Source organism: Kribbella sp. NPDC051137 (assembly GCF_040682535.1).
Lineage (GTDB): Bacteria > Actinomycetota > Actinomycetes > Propionibacteriales > Kribbellaceae > Kribbella > Kribbella karoonensis.
This window is the reverse complement of sequence record NZ_JBFBBI010000003.1, coordinates 139,279-157,498: the sequence shown is the minus strand read 5'-3', so window position 1 is coordinate 157,498 and position 18,220 is coordinate 139,279. Positions and strand designations below refer to the sequence as shown.

Genomic DNA, 18,220 nt, shown 5'->3' with positions numbered 1-18,220 from the left:
AGCGTGTCCGGGACCGGCTCGTACGACGGTCAGGTCCCTCGGCGGACGGTCAGGACGTCGATCAGGGTGGTTGCCTGGTTGGTGGGGAGGACCCAGTCGTCGCCGTTGGCCTGGAGGATGACGGCGGGGCCGGGGGTGGCTGTCGCGTGGGTGACCGCGATCGGGAACTTGAGGCGTTCCGCTCCCGAGAGGGCGAACTCGTGGGTGCCGGTGACCGCGCTCAGCGGGTAGCGCCGGGACTGGTGTTCGCCGCGTGGGACCGGGTGCGACTGGACGGTGACCTGGTCGGCGCCGACCAGCACCGCGGCGAGCGGGACGCCTCGGAGGCGGAAGACCAACTCGTACGGCGTACCCGCCAGCTCCGGGTCGAACGGGACGAGCAGCGCGCGGTCCGCCGTACGGGCGAGGGCGAGACCGGCGACGGCGCCGACGATCAGTCCGGGAAGAGCGAGGATCGCCGGCCACCACACGCCGACCGCCAGCGGGAACAGCGTCACCATCAGGCCGGTCAGCCCGCCGAACAACCCGGCGACGCCCGTCCACCAGCGCGGCTGGTACCGGTGCCGGCGGCGCAGGACGAACCCGAACACCAACATCGCCAGCGGTACGACGCACCCGAACCAGGCGGCCGCCGTACCGCGGGACGCGATCACCGCTACGACGATCAGCAACAGCACCGGGATACCCAAGTACGTCGCCGCCACGATCCGCTGCACCCGCCGATGCCTGCTCTCCACGGGAGGACCCAATCACATCTACTGTGCATCGGGTGATCGAGATTCCCGCGAAGCTCATCCGGAACCACCGCGAGAAGGCCTCCGACTGGCTGGACAGCCTGCCCGGGGCGGTCGAGCGGTACGTCGGCGAGTGGGACCTGACCGTCGACGGCGACGTGCTGAGCGGCGAGGCGTCGCTGATCGTGCCCGCCGTACGTCGCGACGGGACCGCGGCGATGCTCAAGCTGCAGTCGGTGAACGACGAGTCCGAGTCGGAGGCGCTCGCGCTCCGCACCTGGAACCACGACGACGTCGTCGAGGTGTACGAGGACGACCCGGAGACGTCCACGCTCCTTCTCGAACGCCTCGAACCGCGGACCCTCGACGATCTGCCGGACGACGTCGAGGCGACGCGCATCCTCGCCGAGCTCCTCACCCACCTGATGGCCGTCCCCGCGCCGCCGGGCATCCGGCGGCTGGCCGACATCGCGGGGCAGATGCTGGCGGACGCCCCGGCGATCATCCCGCTGCTGGCCGACCCGGCCGAACGCGCGCTGGCCCGCCGCCTGGCCGACCGGATGGCGGAGGCGCTGCCCGAGCCCGGCGATCGGCTGCTGCACTGGGACCTGCACTACTACAACGTGATGGCCGCGAAGCGGCAGCCGTGGCTGGTGATCGACCCGAAGCCGCTGGCCGGTGACCCGGCGTTCGAACTCATGCCCGCGGTGTGGAACCGGTGGGACGACCTGGTCGCCACCGGGGACCTCTCGCGGGCGATCCGGTACAGGTTCGATCTGATGCTCGACGTGACCGGGATCGAGCGGGAGCGGGCGCTCGCCTGGACCGCGGGGCGGATCCTGCAGAACGTGCTGTGGTTCACCGAGGACGGCGACACCCGGATCGAGGCCGAGCTGAAGGCGGTAGCCGATGCCCTGTTCTCGTGATTACATGATTACGTGACAACTCCGACGCTGTACGACTGGGCCGGCGGGCACGACGCGCTCCGCCGGCTGATCGAGGTGTTCTACGACCGGGTGCTCGAGGATCCGGTCCTCGCGCCGGTCTTCGCGCACATGAGCGAGAACCACCGCGAGCACGTGGCGATCTGGCTCGGCGAGGTGTTCCGCGGGCACAGCCGGTACACCGACGAGCTCGGCGGCTACCCTGCGATGCTCGGACACCACCTGAACCTCGGGCTGACCGAGGAGCAGCGGTCCCGCTGGGCGGCGCTGATCGCCGCCAGTGCGGACCCGGCCGGGCTGCCGGACGATCCGGAGTTCCGCTCCGCGTTCGTCGCCTACATCGAGTGGGGCACCCGGATCGCCTTGGCAAACTCCCAGCCCGGTGCCACCCCACCCCCGGAAGCCCCCGTCCCCCACTGGGGCTGGGGCGAGGCCCCGCCGTACCAACCCTGACAGGAGTCGCGCCCCCACAGGTTGGGTAGAGTCCCGGTTCACGTTGTGTCTGCCGGCGGGGATGCGAGGGTTTACCTGTGACCGCTCAGCTGGAGTACCCCGACGTTCAGGATTCCGAGGCGCTGCTGTCCGTCCAGGGACTGTGGAAAGTGTTCGGTCCCAAGGCGCAGCGGGTGCCGCACCGGTCGGACCTCGCGGCGCTCGACCGGACGGAGCTGTACGCGAAGACCGGCTGTACGGCGGCGGTCCGCGACCTGAGCTTCGACGTGGCGCCGGGTGAGGTGTTCGTCGTGATGGGCCTGTCCGGGTCCGGCAAGTCGACGCTGGTGCGCTGCCTGACCCGGCTGATCGAGCCGACCGCCGGGCGGCTCACCTTCGAGGGCGAGGACCTGCGCGCGGCCGACGAGAAGCGGCTGCGCGCACTCCGGCGGAGCAAGTTTTCGATGGTGTTCCAGCACTTCGGCCTGCTCCCGCACCGCAAGGTGATCGACAACGTCTCGTACGGCCTGGAGATCCGCGGTGAGAGCAGGCCCGACCGCCGGCGCCGTGCGCAGGAGGTCATCGACCTGGTCGGCCTGGCCGGCAACGAGAACCTGTACCCGGAGCAGCTCTCCGGCGGCATGCAGCAGCGGGTCGGCCTCGCGCGGGCGCTGGCGAACGACCCCGACGTGCTGCTGTTCGACGAGCCGTTCTCCGCGCTCGACCCGCTGATCCGCCGGGAGATGCAGACCGAGGTGGTGCGGCTGCACCGCGAGGTCGGCAAGACGATGGTGTTCATCACCCACGACCTGTCCGAGGCGCTGAAGCTCGGCGACCGGATCCTCCTGATGCGCGACGGCGCCGCGGTACAGCTCGGCACCGGTGACGAGCTGGTCGGTGCGCCGGCCGACGACTACGTCCGCGAGTTCGTCCGCGACGTTCCGCGGGCCGACGTCCTCACGTTGCGCTGGATCGCCCGCGAACCGCACCCGGACGAGCCGCTGGACGGCCCCGAGCTCGGCCCCGACGTCCTCGTCCGCGAGGCGACCCGCCTGGTGCTGGAGTCGGACCGCCCGATCAAGGTCGTCGACAACGGCACCCTGCTCGGCGTCATCAGCGACGAAGAGATCCTCACCGTCGTCGCGGACGCCTGATGGCCGCCATCACCAGCGACATCGAGGTCGAGGTACACCGACCTCGGCGTGGTGTGGTCGTCGGCGTACTGCTGGTCGTCTGGATCGCGGCGTACTTCGTGCTGCGGGGGATCGACACGCTGGTCCTCGGCGGGCAGGACACGACCGCGCTGCACCGGTGGCTGACCGAGCACCGCGACGACGTCGGCCAGGGCAACGGCTTCTTCTCCGCGATCCGGGTCGCCGTCGACCAGATCGTGGTGCTGCTGCAGGACGTGATCTCGCAGCCGTCGTTCGACCGGCCGGTGCCGGTGATCGGCTGGCTAGGCGTGATCGCGATCGCGGCGTACTGCGCGTGGGCGTTCGGCAACTGGAAGGTCGCCGTACTGACGGCCGCCGGGCTCGGGTTCGTCGGGGTGCAGGGGTTGTGGCAGCAGAGCATGGACACGCTCGCGCTGACGATCGCGGCGGTACTGCTCTCGTTGCTGGTGGCGATCCCGCTCGGGATCTGGGCGGGGCTGTCCGATCGCGCGTTCAAGGTCGCGACGCTGGTCCTCGACCTGATGCAGACGCTGCCGACGTTCGTGTACCTCGCGCCGCTGACCCTGTTCTTCGCGATCGGCCCGGCCGCGGCGACGATCGCCACGTTGATCTACGCGGCGCCACCCGCGGTCCGGCTGACCGCGCACGCGATCCGCTCGGTGCCGCCGGAGAGCGTCGAGGCGGCCCGCTCGCTCGGCTCGACCGGTGGCCAGACGCTGCTCAAGGTGCTGCTGCCGATGTCACGGTCGACCGTGGTGGTCGGCATCAACCAGACGATCATGGCGGCGCTCTCGATGGTGACCGTGGCCGCGCTGATCGACGCGCCCGGCCTCGGCCAGACCGTGCTGAAGGCGCTACAGACGCTGGACGTCGGCGTCGCGTTCAACGCCGGCCTCGCGATCGTCGTACTGGCGATCGTCCTCGACCGGGTGACGACGGCCGCGGGCGACCGGCCCTGGCGTACGGCGAGTGTCCGGCGGAAGGTGCTGCTCGGCGCCGGGGCGGTCGCGGTGCTCGTCGCGGTGTGGTTCTCGCGGACCTACGTCTGGGCGGCCGAATTCCCGTCGGTCGAGGTGGGCTCGCGGATCGCGGCGGTCACCACCGACATGACGAACTGGGTGCAGGACGTCTTCGGCGGGTTCACGTACGGCGTGCGTGACGTGGTGACCAACGCGCTCCTGAATCCGCTCGAGGCACTGCTGACCGGGTCGCCGTGGTGGCTCGTTTCCGTGGTCGTCGTCGCGCTGGCCGCCGTGCTCGGCGGGTGGCGGGGCGCGGCGCCGGCCGCCGTCTGCCTGGGGCTGCTGGTCGCGACCGGGCTCTGGCACGACAGCATGGTGACGCTCGCGTCGACGCTGCTCGCGACCGTCGTCGTGGTCGCCGTCGGACTCGCCCTCGGCGTGTGGGCCGGGCGGAACCGGCGGGTCGACACCTGGATCCGGCCGGTCCTGGACGCCGGTCAGACGATGCCGCCGTTCGTGTACCTGGTGCCGTTCCTCGCGCTGTTCGGCACCAGCAGATTCACCGCGATCGCGGCCGCGGTGGTGTTCGCGGTCCCGGTCACCACCAAGATCGTTGCCGACGGCATCAGGGCGGTGCCGGTCGCGACCGTCGAGGCGGCGAACTCGGTCGGCTCCAGCAGTTGGCAGGTGATCAGCAAGGTGCAGCTGCCGGTGGCCCGGCGGGCGATCACGCTCGCGGTCAACCAGGGGCTGATCTACGTGCTGTCGATGGTCGTCGTCGGCGGGCTCGTCGGCGCGGGCGCGCTCGGGTACGACGTGTCCGCGGGCTTCGCGCAGAGCGACCTGTACGGCAAGGGGCTCGCGGCAGGTTTGGCGATTGTTCTTCTGGGAGTGTTGCTCGATCGGGTGACACAGGCGGCGGCCCGCCGTACCCACGACTACGAAGGAGACAAGCGGTGAAGAGACTCCGGTACGCCGGTGTGCTGACGGCGGTCGCGCTGGCGGTTGCGGGTTGCGGTGGGCAGAAGGTCGGGTCGGACAAGCCCGCCGCCGGTGCGAAGGAGTGCGGCTCGTTCAACCTGACCGTCAGCCCCTGGGTCGGGTACGCGGCGAACGCGGCCGTGGTGTCGTACGTCGCGACCAAGGACCTCGGCTGCAAGGTCGTCGAGAAGAACCTGGCCGAGCAGGTCGCCTGGCAGGGCTTCGCCACCGGCGAGGTGGACGTGAACCTGGAGAACTGGGGCCACGAGGACCTGAAGAAGAAGTACATCGAGACCGACAAGGTCGCGGTCGAGGCCGGCTCCACCGGGGTCAAGGGCGTGATCGGCTGGTACGTGCCGCCGTGGATGGCCGCCAAGTACCCGGACATCACCGACTGGAAGAACCTGAACAAGTACGCCGACCTGTTCAAGACGTCGGAGTCCGGCGGCAAGGGGCAGCTGCTCGACGGCGACCCGTCGTACGTCACGAACGACGAGGCGCTGGTGAAGAACCTGTCGCTGAACTACAAGGTCGTGCAGAGCGGCAGCGAGACCGCGCTCATCCAGGCGTTCCGGGACGCGGAGAAGAACAAGAAGCCGCTGCTCGCGTACTTCTACGAGCCGCAGTGGTTCTTCAACGAGGTCAAGCTGGTGAAGATCAACCTGCCCGCGTACAAGCCCGGCTGCGACGCGGTCCCGGCGAAGGTCGCCTGCGACTACCCGCCGTACGACCTGGACAAGATCGTCTCGAAGAAGTTCGCTGACTCCGGCAGCCCGGCGTACGACCTGGTGAAGAACTTCAAGTGGACCAACGAGGACCAGAACACGGTCGCCCGGATGATCGCGGTCGACAAGCTGACCCCGGATCAGGCCGCCGAGAAGTGGGTCAAGGACAACCAGTCCAAGGTCAACGCCTGGCTGGGGAAGTGAGCGTGCACTGACCGTCGGTGCAGTCGCGTTGCGGAAGCTGCCAATGCCACCGGGAGAAGGAGAAGGCTGAGCGCACCCGCGGCTGGGATCAGGGCGAAGGCAGCGATCAGGCTGCCGAAGCCCAGCACGCCGCGGGCGACGTGGCGGGCCAGTGAGGTGCTGGCGAAGGTCATGTGGGGACTCCTAGCGTCTCGCGGACGGCTGTCCGGGCGCGGTGCAGGCGGGACTTCCTGGCGGGGACCGTGAGGCCGAGGGCCTTGGCGACCATCGGCCCGCTGTAGCCCTGAACGTCCCGAAGGTCGACGACGCTGCGCTGGTCCGGCGGCAGTTGCGCGATCGCCGCCGCGACCGCCTGCGCCTCCAGCCGGCTCAGCACCTCGTCCTCGGCGGACGGCGCGGACCAGTTGCTCGTCGAGGTCAGCCACGGGTCCGCCGACGGAGTAAGAGGCGGTGGATGACGGAAAGGATTCACCGCTGAAGTGGGGTTGAGCTTGTGCACACGGGCCGGGGGCAACTATCACGATCGGAGCGAGCAACGCCGACGACACGCCGGAAATCGGACAAGACCGGGTAAGTTCGTGGTCATGATCATCGTGACAGCTGCACTGAAGGGCGGGGTCGGTAAGACAACCACGTCGGTGTACTTGGCCGCGCTGGCATCTTCCAACCGTCGCACATCCACCCTGGTCGACGCGGATCCGCAAGGCAGCGCCGCGGACTGGATCGCGGATTCCAGCGACGAACAGCTCTCCCGGATCGACATCGCGGAGGCACCGACGGAGCGCCTGCTGAACAAGGCGCTCGACAAGGTCCCGCCGGAGGGCATCGGCATCGTCGACATGCCGCCGTCCCACGAGCGCCTGCTGAACAAGGCTCTCGAACGCGCCCGGATCGTGGTCATCCCGACCCGCGTCGGCGGCGTCGAGACCCCGCGGGTGAAGGCCGTGCTGGACCTGGTCCCGGACGACGTACCGGCCGGACTGGTGATCTGCTCGGCCCGGACGTACACCCGCTCCTACCAGGAGGCGATGCAGCAGTACGGCGCCGAGAACATCCCGGTCTGGGGCACGATCCCGGAGCGCGTCTCGATCACCGCCGGCCCCACCGGCCCCCTCGCCTCCGACGGCCTCGACTCCTACAAGAAGGTCTGGCGCAAGATCCTCGCCGCCGCCCGCACCTAACCCCACCTACCGGCGTACCACGCAACCTCGCGCCGGGGGTGTGAACAGGAAGTGGTGGGTTTGTACCGGAAATAACCTGTTCAACGCCCCCGCCCCGCGGGCGCACCCCCGGTGAGTGGGGACCGGGCGCGGGTGTGCACCGGCGATGGGTGTGGCGTGGGGGTCAGCGTTGGAGCGGCGGTTCGCCTCGGACGTACGAGCGGATCACGGTGGCCGCCGCACCGCGGGCCCAGTCGTCGAACGTGTGCGAGCGGAGCGTCAGCCGGCAGTCCCCGGCAGCGCCGAACGCGTGCTCCGCGAAGGCGCGGCGCATCCGTTCCTCGTACAGGTCGTACTCCGCCACGCCCTCGCCCGCGATCATCACCAGCTCGGGCCCGACCAGGTTCACCATCGCGGCCAGCGCCGCACCGATCACCTCACCGGCCCGGTCGAACGCCTCGCGAGCCTGCAGGTTCCCGTCGTGCGCCAGCTCGACCGCCCCGGCCAGATCCAGCCCCGGCCGCCCGGTCTGCTCCCGGGTGCGCGCCAGGATCGCGTCCGACGACGCGACCGTCTCGACACAACCCCGCCGCCCGCAGGTACACACCAGCTCGCCCGGCGCCAGCGGAAGATGGCCGAGCTCGCCGGACACGCCGTACGCCCCGGAGACCACCTCGCCGTTGATGTAGAGCCCGCAGCCGATGCCGGAGCCGATCGTCACCACGGCGAACGAGTCCGCGTTCACGCCGGCCCCGAACCAGTGCTCGGCGACGGTGAGCGCGCGGACGTCGTTCGAGACCAGGATCGGCACCCGGACGCGCTTGCCGAGCAGTTCGGCGACCGGGACGCCGCGCCAGCCCATCAGCGGCGAGTCCCGCACCACGCCGTGCGTCGCGTCCACGTCACCCGAGACCGCGATCCCGATCCCGACCAGCGGGCCGGCCATCGCCGTACCGGTCTTGAGCGCGCTGATCAGCGCCTTCACGTGGTCCGCCAGGCGGTCGATCACCGCCTCCGGGTCGGTACTGTCCAGCGCGTCGTGCCGGACGTTGAGGATCCCGGCGGTGAGGTCGGTGGTGACCCCGATGAGGCTGGTCGGCGTGACCTTGACGCCGATCACCGACGCGCTGCTCGCCACCACGGTCAGCGGGCTCACCGGTCGCCCGATGCCGAGCTGGCCGTCGTCGCCCGCCGGGGCGTCCGTGACGAACCCGGTCTCGATCAGCGGCGCGACCGCCTTCGTCACCGCCGCCTGTGACAGCCCGGTCCGGCGCGCGATCTCCACCCGCGGGATCGGTCCCTGCGTCAGGATCTTGGTCAGCACCTCGATTCCCGCCGGCGTAGCCAGGGGAAGCGGACGATGAGGACGCAGCGGCACGAGAACAACTTACAAGCGCAGGGACCTTATGGGCCGGTTTCTGCCAGTGTTGGCGACGTCAGCGCCCAGCGGATGGTCCTGGTGAGCCCGTCACCGGCGGCGCGTACGACGGTCTGCTCGGCCAGCGGGAGGTACGGCAGCCGCAGCGGCAGGCGGGTCCACCACGGGAGGAGTCCGACGGCGGCAGCGGTCAGTACGCCGTACGCGGGACGCACGGCCCACGGTACGGGCGGGTGCACCAGGATGAAGCGGGCCGCCTGACGTGCTTCCGTCGTACCGCGGAGCTCGGGCTGGTACTCCTCGAGCAGTTGCCGCACCTCGGCGAGCGTCGTCGGCGGGTCGATCACGCCCAGCTTCTCGGCTACCAGCGCCGCGTCCTCGACGTACAGGTCCTGCTCCGCGGCGGTCAGCGGATGTGCGCCGTACCGCTGGTGCGCCGCCAGGAAGCTGTCGACCTCCGCGATGTGCACCCACTTCAGCAGGTGCGGGTCCGAGGCTCGGTACTTCACCCCGTCCGGACTGGTGCCGCGGACGCGCTCGTGCACCGCCCGGACGTGCGCGATCGCCGCCTCCGCGTCCGGGACAGCGCCGTACGTCGTGATCGCCAGGAAGTAGCTGGTACGCCGGAGCCGTCCCCACGGATCGCCCCGGTACCCGGAGTGCGCCGCGACCGCGGCCATCGCCAGCGGGTGCAGCGACTGCAGCAGGAGCGCCCGCAGGCCGCCCGCGAACATCGACGCGTCACCGTGCACCCGCCGGATCGGCCGGTCCGGCGGGAACCAGCGCGGGCCGGGCGTGCTGTGCACCCGACTGCGCTCAGCCTGCGGATCCGGCCCCGCCACCTTCGTCAGAATCATCCGGGCAAGCCCGTCCCGCAGCGGATCGATCATACGAACCAGTGTTGCTCAGGCGTCGTACTCGTCTTCCAGCAGCGAGTAGAGCCGGGAGTCGCGCCAGGCGCCGTTGGTGAACACGTGGTCGCGGAGTTGGCCCTCGTAGGTGAAGCCGATCCGCTTCACCACCGCGATCGAGGCCTCGTTCTGCGGCCCGATCGCGGCGGTCACCCGGTGCCGGCCGAGTGGACCGAAGGCGAACCGCAGGAGCGCCCGGGCCGCGTCGGTCGCGTACCCGTGGCCCCAGTGGTCGGCGCCGATCGCGTACCCGAGCTTGGCCGTCCAGGACCCGCTCGGCGCGATCCGGCCGAACCCGATCACCCGGTCGTCGTCCGGCCGGGTGACCGCGAGCATGTAGTCGGGCCGGTCCTGCTGCGCCGACCGCTGGACGATGCCGGCCAGGTTCTGCTCGGCCTTGGCCCGGTCGTAGCTGTCGAACGCCATCCAGGTCGTCACCCGGTCGTCACCGGCGACGGCCAGGTAGTCGTCGAGGTCTGAGGTCCGGAATTCGCGCAACACAGTCAGCTGTCCGCTGAGCTCCATTGGCGCAGGCTACCGGGGGAAGGACTGCATCGGAGTCCGGGTGAAGGACTCGATCTCCTCCTGGAGCTCGCGGGCGTCGTCCGCGCGCCCGGACTGCCGCAGCGCCTGGTGGACGCGGCGGGCCGAGTTCACGACACCGTTGATCCGGCGCTCGGTCGGCAGCGTCAGCACCGGGGCGAGGGCGTCCGCGGCCCCGTCCAGCTCGCCGCTCGCGATCCGGGTGATCGCCATCGCGGCGTGGCTGCCGGCGGCGTCGCCGAAGGCCCACTCCGGGTGGCTCTGGTCGGTGTACGCGTCGACGGCCTGGCTGGAGTACCGCTGGGCCTGCTCGACCTCGCCGGGCAGCTGCGCGAGCGCGTCGGCGGCGTAGTACAGCTGGCGGTTGCGGCCGAAGGTGCAGAGACCGCCCATGTCGTCGAGGTCGTCGTTGTGCACCGAGTTCCACGCCTCTTCGGCGCGCTCGAGCGCGGCGCGGGTGGCCTCCGGGTTGCCGAGCGCGGCCCAGGCGCGGGCCTCGCTGACCGGGAGCCAGACGCTGGTGGTGCTGTTCGCCTGCTCGGCGTAGCCGGCGCCGAGCTGGGCGTAGCGCACCGAGTCGTGCGGGTTGCCGGCCCAGTAGGAGACCAGCGACTGCAGACCGCGCACCCAGGCGCGCAGCCCGTGGTGGTCGGCGTTGTCGGCACACATGAACGCGGTCCGCGCCTGGGTGAGCGCGGCGTGCGGGTTACCGAGGTCGTGGGAGGCCTTCGCGAGCAGCCCGCCGGTGACACCGGCCAGGAAGTACAGCTGGCGGTGGTTCTCCGGGCGCTGCCGGCTCTCCAGCAGGCCGAACACCAGGTCCTGGGTCTCGACCAGCTGGCCGAGGATCTCCGGCAATGGGCGCTGTGGGTACGCCTGGGCGGCGTGGCGTACGTCGTCGTACACCTGTTCCATGGCCTCGCTTCCGAGACCGGACTGGGCCGCAAGGGCGAACGCCCTTGCTCGGCTGGCAGCCATGTCGAGAACCTCCATCTCGTTACCTGTCGTGATCCGTCCACTCGCGGCAGGTGCCGGCACCACCTGGGCGGCCGGTTCGGCGACGTACGGCGCGAGGAGCTCCTCGACCGGCTTGCCGAACATGCGTTGCAGGGTGCGCCGGGTCTGAGGAGTGGTCCCTGCGCGCTCGCCCGATGCGAGCCGCCGCAGGTGCCGCTCGGTGATGGTTCCACCCAGCTCGACGAACTCGGCGACGATCTCGGAGTAGGTCTGGTTCCGGCGCTGGATCAGGTGCGCCAGGACCGTCTTTGGCGCATACCTACCCGCCATCGTTCCTCCCGTTCACGTCAGTTCAGACGTTGTCTCGACTCATGCCCCACGACAAGGTGCTGTCCCCCAGATGTCCGCGAGAGGACCGGAAGAGGTCCGGCAAAGGTCCGGTCCAGGTCCTAGAGCGGTCACGTTGGGCTCGTGCACCATTACTGCCATGACAACCAGTAAGTCCAACTGGTTGCAAGGCCTGAGAGTTACGGGGTGAGAGGTTGTGACCATCGCGGAAATGACGTCGAGACAGCACCGGCGCAGAGTCCGGGTCTGGTTCGGCGAGCACGTGATCGCGCAGTACGTCGCGGAGGCGCCGCTGGCGGCCCGCTACGAACAGGCGATGCGGCGCCGTTTCGCCGGTCTCAAGGTCACCAACGACCTGCTCGGTCCGCTCGACTCCACCGACTGAAACACCCGATGCTGCCGGGTCCTCCTCAGACCCGGTGATGCTGACCCTGGGGTCTCCTCACGTCCAGGGCCGGCGCTGGAAGGTTCGGGGCACTCCTCAGCCCCGGACGAAACCCAGGTGCGGTCCGGAGTACTCCTCAACTCCGGACCGCGCCGCCCACCGACCCGGCTGGGCTTGGCGGCTGAGTTCCCTGTATCGCCGCCGCCCAGCCGTTCCAACCCACCTCCTGACCGACACCTCGGGTCAGGCAGGGCCGAGTGTCCTGGGCGGTAGGACACCGGAGGCTCCCGACACCTCACCGGGAACCTCCCCCTTGAGGTGGTCGGCTCCGGGTGTGACCGCCGCGCCTGGGCGGTCACACCCGGAGCCCTCAGAACGAGGTTGCCGGCCATCCGTCGAAGGACGATGGCCCGGTACTCCTCGGTGGAGATGCCCGCCGCGATCCTGCGGCGTTGCGCCCGGACCTCGATCGTCAGGTCCGCCAGGGCACGCGACCCGGCCGCCGTCAGCTCGGCGCCGGTCAGCCACTCGCGCTCGACCAGCGGATTCGTCACCGCGCCGAGCTCGGCCGGGTCGCCGCTCAGCGCCTTGGACCGCTCTTCGGAACTTTTTCGCCGCTCCGTGCCGACTTCTTTCCGGAAAGCGTCAGAGGTCCGCTGCAGGTCCGGTGCAGACCCGGACCAGGGCGGCGAGCAGCTGCTCGGGGTCGTGCAGCACGCGTACGCCGTCCGCCACCACCCGGCGGGTCCCGGGATCGACCGGGTCGCTCGCGGCCCACGCGGTCGCCGTGATGCCGACCTCGACCTCCAGCCCGGACGCCCGCTGGATCCGCACCTCGGTGAGGTACGGCCCCCACTCCTGCCGCCGTACCACGCTCACCGCGCCGAACACCTCGAGCCAGTCGTCCTCCCCGAGGTACCGCTCCGGTACGTCGGTCAGCACGATCACATCCAGGTCGGACGTCATCCGGGCGACGTCACGCGCCCACGACCCGACCATCGCCAGACCGCGGATGTCCGCCTGGTCCGCCGCCCAGCGGACCGCGTCGGAGACCACCTCGCCGACTTCCTGGGCCCGGGCCGCGCGGTCGGTGACGTACACGGCGAAGGGGGCGTCGGGTAGGACCTTGGACGCGTCGATGGACCAGCCTTCGGCACGGATCTCGCCGGCGTACCGCATGCCGAGGCGTTGCATGACGGCCTGGGAGGCGGCGTTGGACTGTTCGGTGAAGGCGATCACCGAGGAGGCTTTGAGGGTGTTGAAGGCGTAGTCGAGGCCGGCCCGGCCGATCTCGGTGGCCAGGCCTCGGCCGCGGGCGGTTTCGACCAGTGCCCAGCCGAGCTCCAGGCGGTCGGTTGCCCACTCCGGTCCGGCCAGCGCGGCGATCGCCTCGGCGGTCGGGGTGTCGGCGGGGATGCGGGACAGGCCGCCGCGGCCCGCGAGGGCGCCTGTGGTGCGGTCGTAGGCGATCCACTTGCCGGCGCCGTCGCGGTCCCAGTCCGCCTGGTGCTTGGCCGCCTGGTCGGCTGCTTGGTCCGCGGACAGCGATCCGTCGTACCAGCGGGACACCCACGGGTCCGCGAAGAGGCGCTCCAGGTCCGGTGCATGTCCGGGGAGGACCCCGTTCGGTCCGGTGATCGGTTCCAGGCGGAGACGGTCGGTGAAGCGGGACCGGACCGCGTGCGCGACCAGGTCCCGCAGGCGGCGGTCGCCGTCGGTGCGGTTGACCATGAGCAGATCCAGGTCGTCCGGTCCGGCCCAGGCGGACTTGTCGTGCTTGCCGGGTTCGAGACGCGGGCGGGTCAGGTCACCGTCGACGGTGACCAGGTAGTCGATCTCCCGGCGTACCCGGCCTTCCCACTCCCATTCCCAGTCCGCCACGGTCCGGACGATGTCGCGGACCTTCCACCCGGTCTCCTCCTCGACCTCCCGGGCCAGCGCCTCCTCGGGTGTCTCACCAGCTTCGAGATGCCCGCCGACGATGTCCCAGATCCCCGGCAGCAACCGCCGCTCCGCGGTACGCCGCTGCAGGTAGACGCGATGCTCTTCGTCCCGGATCAGTGCACCCACACAGTCGACAGCACGCATGCGACCCAACCTAGGGCACGTCGCCCTAGCTACCGCAGCGGGCGTTCGGTGATGCGGTTCGGCATGAAGAGAACGGCGACGACCAGGAGGAGGGCGGCCGCGGCGGCGCCGTAGTACACGTCGTGGACGGCGGGGGCGAGGATGCCGGCGGGCACCTTCTCGAGGTCGGCGTGGTCGTCGCCGAGGCGGGCCGCGACGACGCCGTTCGCGACCGCGCCGAAGACCGCGACCCCGACCGCGCTGCCGACCGAGCGGGAGAACATGTTCGCGCCGGTCACCACGCCGCGGGTCTGCCAGTCGACCGACGACTGCGCGGCGACCACCGACGGCGAGGCGGAGAAGCCGAGCCCGACACCGATGACGAAACACGCGACGGCCAGATGCAGGACGGAGCTCCGCGGGCCGACCGTGAGCAGGATTCCGGAGCCGAGGACGACGATCAGCGAGCCCATCAGCATCGTCGTCCGGAACCCGACCCGCAGATAGATCCGCCCCGCGAACGACGCCGCGATCGGCCAGCCCAGCGTCATCGCGGCGAGCGTGAACCCGGCGATCAACGCCGACGTACCGAGGACGCTCTGCGCGAACAGCGGCACGTACGTCGACAGCCCGATCATCAGCAGGCCGATCAGCAACGCGGCCGAGTTCGCCGAGTTCAGCACCCGCTGGCCGAGCACCCACAGCGGCAGGATCGGCTCGGCCGCCCGCCGCTCGACGAGGACGAACGCGACCAGCAGTACGACGGCCGCGGCCAGGATGACGACGCTCCGCGCCGAACCCCAGTCCCACATCACGCCGCCCTCGAGCAGTCCGAGCAGCAGCAGCGAACCGCCGGCCGCGAGCAGCACCGCGCCGGCGTAGTCGATCGTGTGTCCGGTCTTGTCCGCGACCTTCTCCTCGAACCGGCGGACCAGCACCCAGGCTGCCGCGATCCCGAGCGGGATGTTCACGAAGAAGATCCACCGCCAGGAGATGTAGTCCGAGAACACGCCGCCGAGGGTCGGCCCGACGAACGACGAGATCCCCCAGACACTGGCGACGTACCCCTGGACCTTGGCGCGCTCGGCGACCGTGTAGATGTCGCCGATGATCGTCATCCCGATCGGCTGGATGGCGCCCGCGCCGAGCCCCTGGATCAGCCGGAACGCGATCAGCGCCGGCATGCTCCAGGCGAACCCGCAGAGCACCGACCCGAGCAGGAACAACCCGACGCCGAGCAGCATCATCGGCTTCCGCCCGCGCTGGTCGGCGAGCTTGCCGTAGATCGGCACCGACACCGCCTGGGCGAGCAGATAGATCGAGAACAGCCACGGGAAATGCTTCCGATACGCCCTCAGAGTGAGGGCGGCCCCGGACGCGGCGATCTCAGCGCCGGCCGGGGCCTGGACCGGAAGGTTGGTTCCGATCGTGAGTGCAGTATCGCGGAAGTACGGGGACGCGGCGATCGTCGCGAAGTTGCGGGAGTTGGTCCGGGAGGGCAAGTCGGACGCCTGGATCGGGCTGCAGGTCCGGTTGCTGCTCGAGCAGCGAGCCCAGGAACTGCGCGAGCTCGGCGTGCTCGAGCTGCCGGACGACGCCGGTACGCCGTGGCTCGACACCGGCACCGAGCCCCGACACGAGCAGGGGACGGCGTGGGAGCGCCACGACGACCCGGAGGCGGACCGGTGAGCGCTGCTGTCATCGAGTTGCGTCCGCATCAGCCGTGGTGCACGCATCACCTGTCCGAGGACCCGGCCGACCCGCTGACGGCCGGCGCGGACGAGTGCGGCGCGGTGTTCCCCGTCCTCGAGTCGCCCGATGTGCACGTGACGGTGTCGCGTGCACCTGGCGACGCCGAGCCGGTGGTGATCGTGGAGCACCAGGGGCGGGAGTTGACGGTCGGTCAGGCGGCGCAGCTGCACGCCGTACTCGGCCGGGCGCTCGAGGCGGTGAGGCGGCAGTGAGCGCGGCGCGGGGACACCTGCAGCTCGTCGCAGTCGCCGCGAGCTCGGCCGGCGCGCAGCTGCTCGAGGAGTGGGCCGACTGGTACCGGGCCGGCGGCGCAGCGGACAAGACGATCACGACCCGGGTCGTGAACGTCGAGCTGCTGGCCGCACATGCTGGCGCGGGCCCGGCCGCGGTGAGCTCGAGGCAGATCGTGGCGTGGCTCGCGGACTGCCGGAAGCCGTGGACCAGGTCGACGTACTACACGAGCGCGAGCATGTGGTTCGCGTGGCTGGTCGACCAGGGTTACCGGGACGACAACCCGATGGACAAGGTCCGCCGACCGAAGGCGCCGCGCAGCGTCCCGCGGCCTGTGTCCTCTCGGGCGCTGGCTGACGCGCTCGAGGTGGCCGGCTACCGGGCGCGGGCGTACATCGAGCTCGGGCGGTGTGCCGGGCTGCGGGTTCACGAGATCGCGAAGGTGGACGGTGAACACTTCGCGGATGGGTGGTTGTACGTGCACGGGAAGGGCGATCGCGAGGCCTGGTTGCCGGTGCATCCGGCGCTCGAGCAGTTGCGGCGCGGTTATCCGAGCTCGGGTCTGTGGTTCCCCGGCAGCGACGACGGGCACGTGTCAGCGCAGACCGTGGGCAAGGTCATTAAACGCACGTTCGCGAAGGCCGGGCACCCCGGCGTCACGGCCCATCAGCTGCGGCACTGGTACGGCACGTGGTTGCTGCGGACAACGAAGGACGTACGGGTGGTGCAGGAGCTGATGCGGCACGCGAACCTGGCCAGCACGCAGATCTACACCGAGGTGAGCTCGGACGCGAAGGTGAGCGCCGTGCGCGGCCTCGAACTGAGGGGGCAGCAGTGGTGACCGAGGTAATCCGGGTGTCGATGCCCCTTGCCGAGCTGCTGACGATCGGCGGTGTGACGTTCCTGCTCGGCGTCGCGGCTGGGCTGCTGGTCAGGCGCCGGCGGTAGCTTCCCCCGACGTACGACGGCCCCGCACCTCCTCACCTGGTGCGGGGCCGTTCCGTGTCGGGATCGTAACCGGTAAACGCTCGATAGCCGGTTACTTCAGCTGTCGATGCCGGCCCACGTGGCGAAGTCGGACAGCGCTTCGGGCGGGCGTTTGCCCTTCGCCAGGGCGAGCACCGTCTCACGTACGGTCGGGTGCCGGCGGGTGTTGTGCGGGTCGATCCGGCGGGCCTTGTCCAGCGCCTCGAGCGCCCGGCCGGCGTCGCCGTGCAGCACGTACGCCCGCGACAGATCGATGTAGTAGTGGCCGACGCGTTCGGGCCGGTCACGGTCCACGATCTCGACCAGGCCGGACCGCCGTACCGACTCGGTGCCGTCACCGAGCTCGACCGGAGCGGCGACCCAGTGCACGAGGGTGTTCGTCGCGGATGAGTCGAGCCCGCGGTACGGCGTCATCGGTAGCGGGATCGGCTCGGCCTCCTGCAGTGCGCGGGCCTCCTGCAGGTACTCGTCAGCTTCCGGGAGATCGCCGGCGCGAGCGGCGAGCACGGCCGACCGTAGATCGAGCTGGACCTGCAGCGCACGGCCCGTCTCGGTGCTGTCGACGTGTTCGCGGGCCCGCTCGATCAGGCGAAGGCCGGCGCGGTAGTCGCCGTTCTGCAGGTGGCGGCTCGAGCGGTGGAACGCCGACACTGCGACTCGGTGCGGGTCGCCGGTGAATGGCGCGAGCTGGATGTGCCGCTCGGATGCGGTGGCGGCGAGGTCCAGTTGCCGGAACCGGCCGGCGACGGTCGCGGTCAGCCGGTAGGCGTCATGCAGCGCGGCGCGGGCGAGTACGCCGGTTGGGTCGGGTTCGGCGACCAGGACGTACAGGTGGTGCAGCAGCCCAGCGAGCTCGGCCGCCGCCTGGTCGTACCGCAGCCGGAACACCTGGCCGGCGATCTCGGTCAGCCGGGCATCGATGTACTCGAGCGGCAGCGGTTCGCCGGCGGGCTGTGGGTCGTCGTACGCATCGACCGCGGTCCGCAGGTCGGCGATGCCCGGGGCCTCGTTCCAGCTCGGCTCGCGGGCGTCGTACTGCTCTGTGCCGTACAGGTAGCCGGGCTTCACGCCGAGCGCACGGGCCGCCTGAGCGACGAACGCGGGCGTGGGTGGGGCCGAGCCCTGCTCAACCTTCTTGACGAGCGAGAGCGACACGTGGGCCCGCTGGGCGAGCGTGGCTTGTGTGACGCCTCGCAGCTTGCGCAGGGTCTGCAGGCGGGTCGCGACGCCGATGTCATCCATCGGGTTCCCCCTCGAGCTCGGGCGGTTTGTCCCTTTCTTGTCCCTCCACGATGCCACACGGCGCCAGGGTGGATATCAGGTCAGGGCGTGCCCGGTGAAGGC

19 protein-coding genes are annotated in these 18,220 nt (G+C 70.4%); 10 read left to right on the top strand and 9 right to left on the bottom strand.

The features are described from left to right. Positions 1 to 29 precede the first annotated feature (29 nt). Positions 30 to 737 carry a hypothetical protein gene (locus AB0M51_RS15675; RefSeq protein WP_344188796.1) on the bottom strand — a complete coding sequence of 236 codons (708 nt, stop codon included), beginning with the start codon at positions 735 to 737 and terminating at the stop codon, positions 30 to 32. A gap of 32 nt (positions 738 to 769) precedes the next feature. Here AB0M51_RS15675 and AB0M51_RS15670 point away from each other — a divergent pair, with 32 nt between their 5' ends. The 5 genes from AB0M51_RS15670 to AB0M51_RS15650 all read left to right on the top strand — a co-directional run bounded on the left by AB0M51_RS15670 (position 770) and on the right by AB0M51_RS15650 (position 6,157). Then, on the top strand, positions 770 to 1,660 hold the full coding sequence (locus AB0M51_RS15670; RefSeq protein ID WP_344188797.1) for an aminoglycoside phosphotransferase family protein: 891 nt from the start codon (positions 770 to 772) through the stop codon (positions 1,658 to 1,660). Positions 1,661 to 1,672: 12 nt separating this feature from the next. Continuing rightward, on the top strand, positions 1,673 to 2,131 hold the full coding sequence (locus AB0M51_RS15665) for a group II truncated hemoglobin (RefSeq protein WP_344188799.1): 459 nt from the start codon (positions 1,673 to 1,675) through the stop codon (positions 2,129 to 2,131). 77 nt (positions 2,132 to 2,208) lie between these two features. After that, positions 2,209 to 3,264 (top strand): glycine betaine/L-proline ABC transporter ATP-binding protein, encoded by a 1,056-nt coding sequence (locus AB0M51_RS15660; RefSeq protein ID WP_344188800.1) that lies wholly within the window; start codon positions 2,209 to 2,211, stop codon positions 3,262 to 3,264. Further along, a complete protein-coding gene (locus tag AB0M51_RS15655; protein ID WP_344188802.1) occupies positions 3,264 to 5,207 on the top strand; it encodes an ABC transporter permease subunit in 1,944 nt (647 codons plus the stop codon). Before AB0M51_RS15660 ends, AB0M51_RS15655 begins: the two co-directional genes overlap by 1 nt. Then, positions 5,204 to 6,157 carry an ABC transporter substrate-binding protein gene (locus tag AB0M51_RS15650; protein ID WP_344188803.1) on the top strand — a complete coding sequence of 318 codons (954 nt, stop codon included), beginning with the start codon at positions 5,204 to 5,206 and terminating at the stop codon, positions 6,155 to 6,157. Before AB0M51_RS15655 ends, AB0M51_RS15650 begins: the two co-directional genes overlap by 4 nt. A 169-nt stretch (positions 6,158 to 6,326) precedes the next feature. On the opposite strand, the gene AB0M51_RS15645 is transcribed toward AB0M51_RS15650, so the two are convergent. Beyond that, positions 6,327 to 6,629, bottom strand: coding sequence for a sigma factor-like helix-turn-helix DNA-binding protein (locus AB0M51_RS15645; protein WP_344188804.1), 303 nt, complete (start codon positions 6,627 to 6,629; stop codon positions 6,327 to 6,329). Positions 6,630 to 6,741: 112 nt separating this feature from the next. Between AB0M51_RS15645 and AB0M51_RS15640 the strand changes: the two genes are divergently transcribed. Further along, positions 6,742 to 7,338 (top strand): ParA family protein, encoded by a 597-nt coding sequence (locus AB0M51_RS15640; RefSeq protein ID WP_344188805.1) that lies wholly within the window; start codon positions 6,742 to 6,744, stop codon positions 7,336 to 7,338. Between the two features lie 163 nt (positions 7,339 to 7,501). Here AB0M51_RS15640 and AB0M51_RS15635 read toward each other — a convergent pair whose 3' ends face one another. Genes AB0M51_RS15635 through AB0M51_RS15620 form a run of 4 tightly spaced genes read right to left on the bottom strand, consistent with a single transcriptional unit; the run spans position 7,502 to position 11,436 of the window. Beyond that, positions 7,502 to 8,695: an ROK family transcriptional regulator gene (locus AB0M51_RS15635; protein WP_344188806.1), complete on the bottom strand. Its 1,194-nt coding sequence runs from the start codon at positions 8,693 to 8,695 to the stop codon at positions 7,502 to 7,504. A gap of 26 nt (positions 8,696 to 8,721) precedes the next feature. Beyond that, positions 8,722 to 9,585 carry an oxygenase MpaB family protein gene (locus tag AB0M51_RS15630; RefSeq protein ID WP_363749503.1) on the bottom strand — a complete coding sequence of 288 codons (864 nt, stop codon included), beginning with the start codon at positions 9,583 to 9,585 and terminating at the stop codon, positions 8,722 to 8,724. Between the two features lie 15 nt (positions 9,586 to 9,600). Then, the gene (locus AB0M51_RS15625; protein ID WP_344188808.1) at positions 9,601 to 10,131 is read right to left on the bottom strand and encodes a GNAT family protein; all 531 of its coding nucleotides are present in this window, start codon (positions 10,129 to 10,131) and stop codon (positions 9,601 to 9,603) included. A 9-nt stretch (positions 10,132 to 10,140) separates the two neighbouring features. Next, a complete protein-coding gene (locus tag AB0M51_RS15620) occupies positions 10,141 to 11,436 on the bottom strand; it encodes an XRE family transcriptional regulator (RefSeq protein WP_344188809.1) in 1,296 nt (431 codons plus the stop codon). Between the two features lie 229 nt (positions 11,437 to 11,665). On the opposite strand from AB0M51_RS15620, the gene AB0M51_RS15615 reads away from it, so the two are divergent. Further along, positions 11,666 to 11,839 (top strand): hypothetical protein, encoded by a 174-nt coding sequence (locus tag AB0M51_RS15615; protein WP_165549662.1) that lies wholly within the window; start codon positions 11,666 to 11,668, stop codon positions 11,837 to 11,839. Between the two features lie 645 nt (positions 11,840 to 12,484). Here the strand turns inward: AB0M51_RS15615 and AB0M51_RS15610 are convergent. Then, a complete protein-coding gene (locus tag AB0M51_RS15610) occupies positions 12,485 to 13,927 on the bottom strand; it encodes a GNAT family N-acetyltransferase (protein WP_363749502.1) in 1,443 nt (480 codons plus the stop codon). 29 nt (positions 13,928 to 13,956) lie between these two features. Beyond that, positions 13,957 to 15,408: an MFS transporter gene (locus AB0M51_RS15605; RefSeq protein ID WP_363749501.1), complete on the bottom strand. Its 1,452-nt coding sequence runs from the start codon at positions 15,406 to 15,408 to the stop codon at positions 13,957 to 13,959. Here AB0M51_RS15605 and AB0M51_RS15600 point away from each other — a divergent pair. The 3 genes from AB0M51_RS15600 to AB0M51_RS15590 are packed head-to-tail and all read left to right on the top strand — an operon-like array spanning position 15,335 to position 16,730. Further along, entirely contained in the window at positions 15,335 to 15,595 is a 261-nt protein-coding gene (locus AB0M51_RS15600; protein WP_363749871.1) for a hypothetical protein, read from the top strand. The genes AB0M51_RS15605 and AB0M51_RS15600 overlap by 74 nt on opposite strands. Beyond that, a complete protein-coding gene (locus tag AB0M51_RS15595) occupies positions 15,592 to 15,870 on the top strand; it encodes a hypothetical protein (protein ID WP_363749500.1) in 279 nt (92 codons plus the stop codon). Before AB0M51_RS15600 ends, AB0M51_RS15595 begins: the two co-directional genes overlap by 4 nt. Further along, positions 15,867 to 16,730 carry a tyrosine-type recombinase/integrase gene (locus AB0M51_RS15590; protein WP_363749499.1) on the top strand — a complete coding sequence of 288 codons (864 nt, stop codon included), beginning with the start codon at positions 15,867 to 15,869 and terminating at the stop codon, positions 16,728 to 16,730. The genes AB0M51_RS15595 and AB0M51_RS15590 overlap by 4 nt, the downstream gene beginning before the upstream one ends. Before the next feature lie 203 nt (positions 16,731 to 16,933). Here AB0M51_RS15590 and AB0M51_RS15585 read toward each other — a convergent pair whose 3' ends face one another. Next, positions 16,934 to 18,118 carry a helix-turn-helix transcriptional regulator gene (locus tag AB0M51_RS15585; protein WP_363749498.1) on the bottom strand — a complete coding sequence of 395 codons (1,185 nt, stop codon included), beginning with the start codon at positions 18,116 to 18,118 and terminating at the stop codon, positions 16,934 to 16,936. Positions 18,119 to 18,220: the final 102 nt, after the last annotated feature.

What these genes read in the sequence shown, in the direction of transcription:
- AB0M51_RS15655 (WP_344188802.1), top strand. Translation starts at nt 3,264, where the DNA reads ATGGCCGCCATCACCAGCGACATCGAGGTCGAGGTACACCGACCTCGG.
- AB0M51_RS15620 (WP_344188809.1), bottom strand. Translation starts at nt 11,436, where the DNA reads ATGGCGGGTAGGTATGCGCCAAAGACGGTCCTGGCGCACCTGATCCAG.
- AB0M51_RS15640 (WP_344188805.1), top strand. Translation starts at nt 6,742, where the DNA reads ATGATCATCGTGACAGCTGCACTGAAGGGCGGGGTCGGTAAGACAACC.
- AB0M51_RS15610 (WP_363749502.1), bottom strand. Translation starts at nt 13,927, where the DNA reads ATGCGTGCTGTCGACTGTGTGGGTGCACTGATCCGGGACGAAGAGCAT.
- AB0M51_RS15625 (WP_344188808.1), bottom strand. Translation starts at nt 10,131, where the DNA reads ATGGAGCTCAGCGGACAGCTGACTGTGTTGCGCGAATTCCGGACCTCA.
- AB0M51_RS15615 (WP_165549662.1), top strand. Translation starts at nt 11,666, where the DNA reads ATGACGTCGAGACAGCACCGGCGCAGAGTCCGGGTCTGGTTCGGCGAG.
- AB0M51_RS15585 (WP_363749498.1), bottom strand. Translation starts at nt 18,118, where the DNA reads ATGGATGACATCGGCGTCGCGACCCGCCTGCAGACCCTGCGCAAGCTG.
- AB0M51_RS15630 (WP_363749503.1), bottom strand. Translation starts at nt 9,585, where the DNA reads ATGATCGATCCGCTGCGGGACGGGCTTGCCCGGATGATTCTGACGAAG.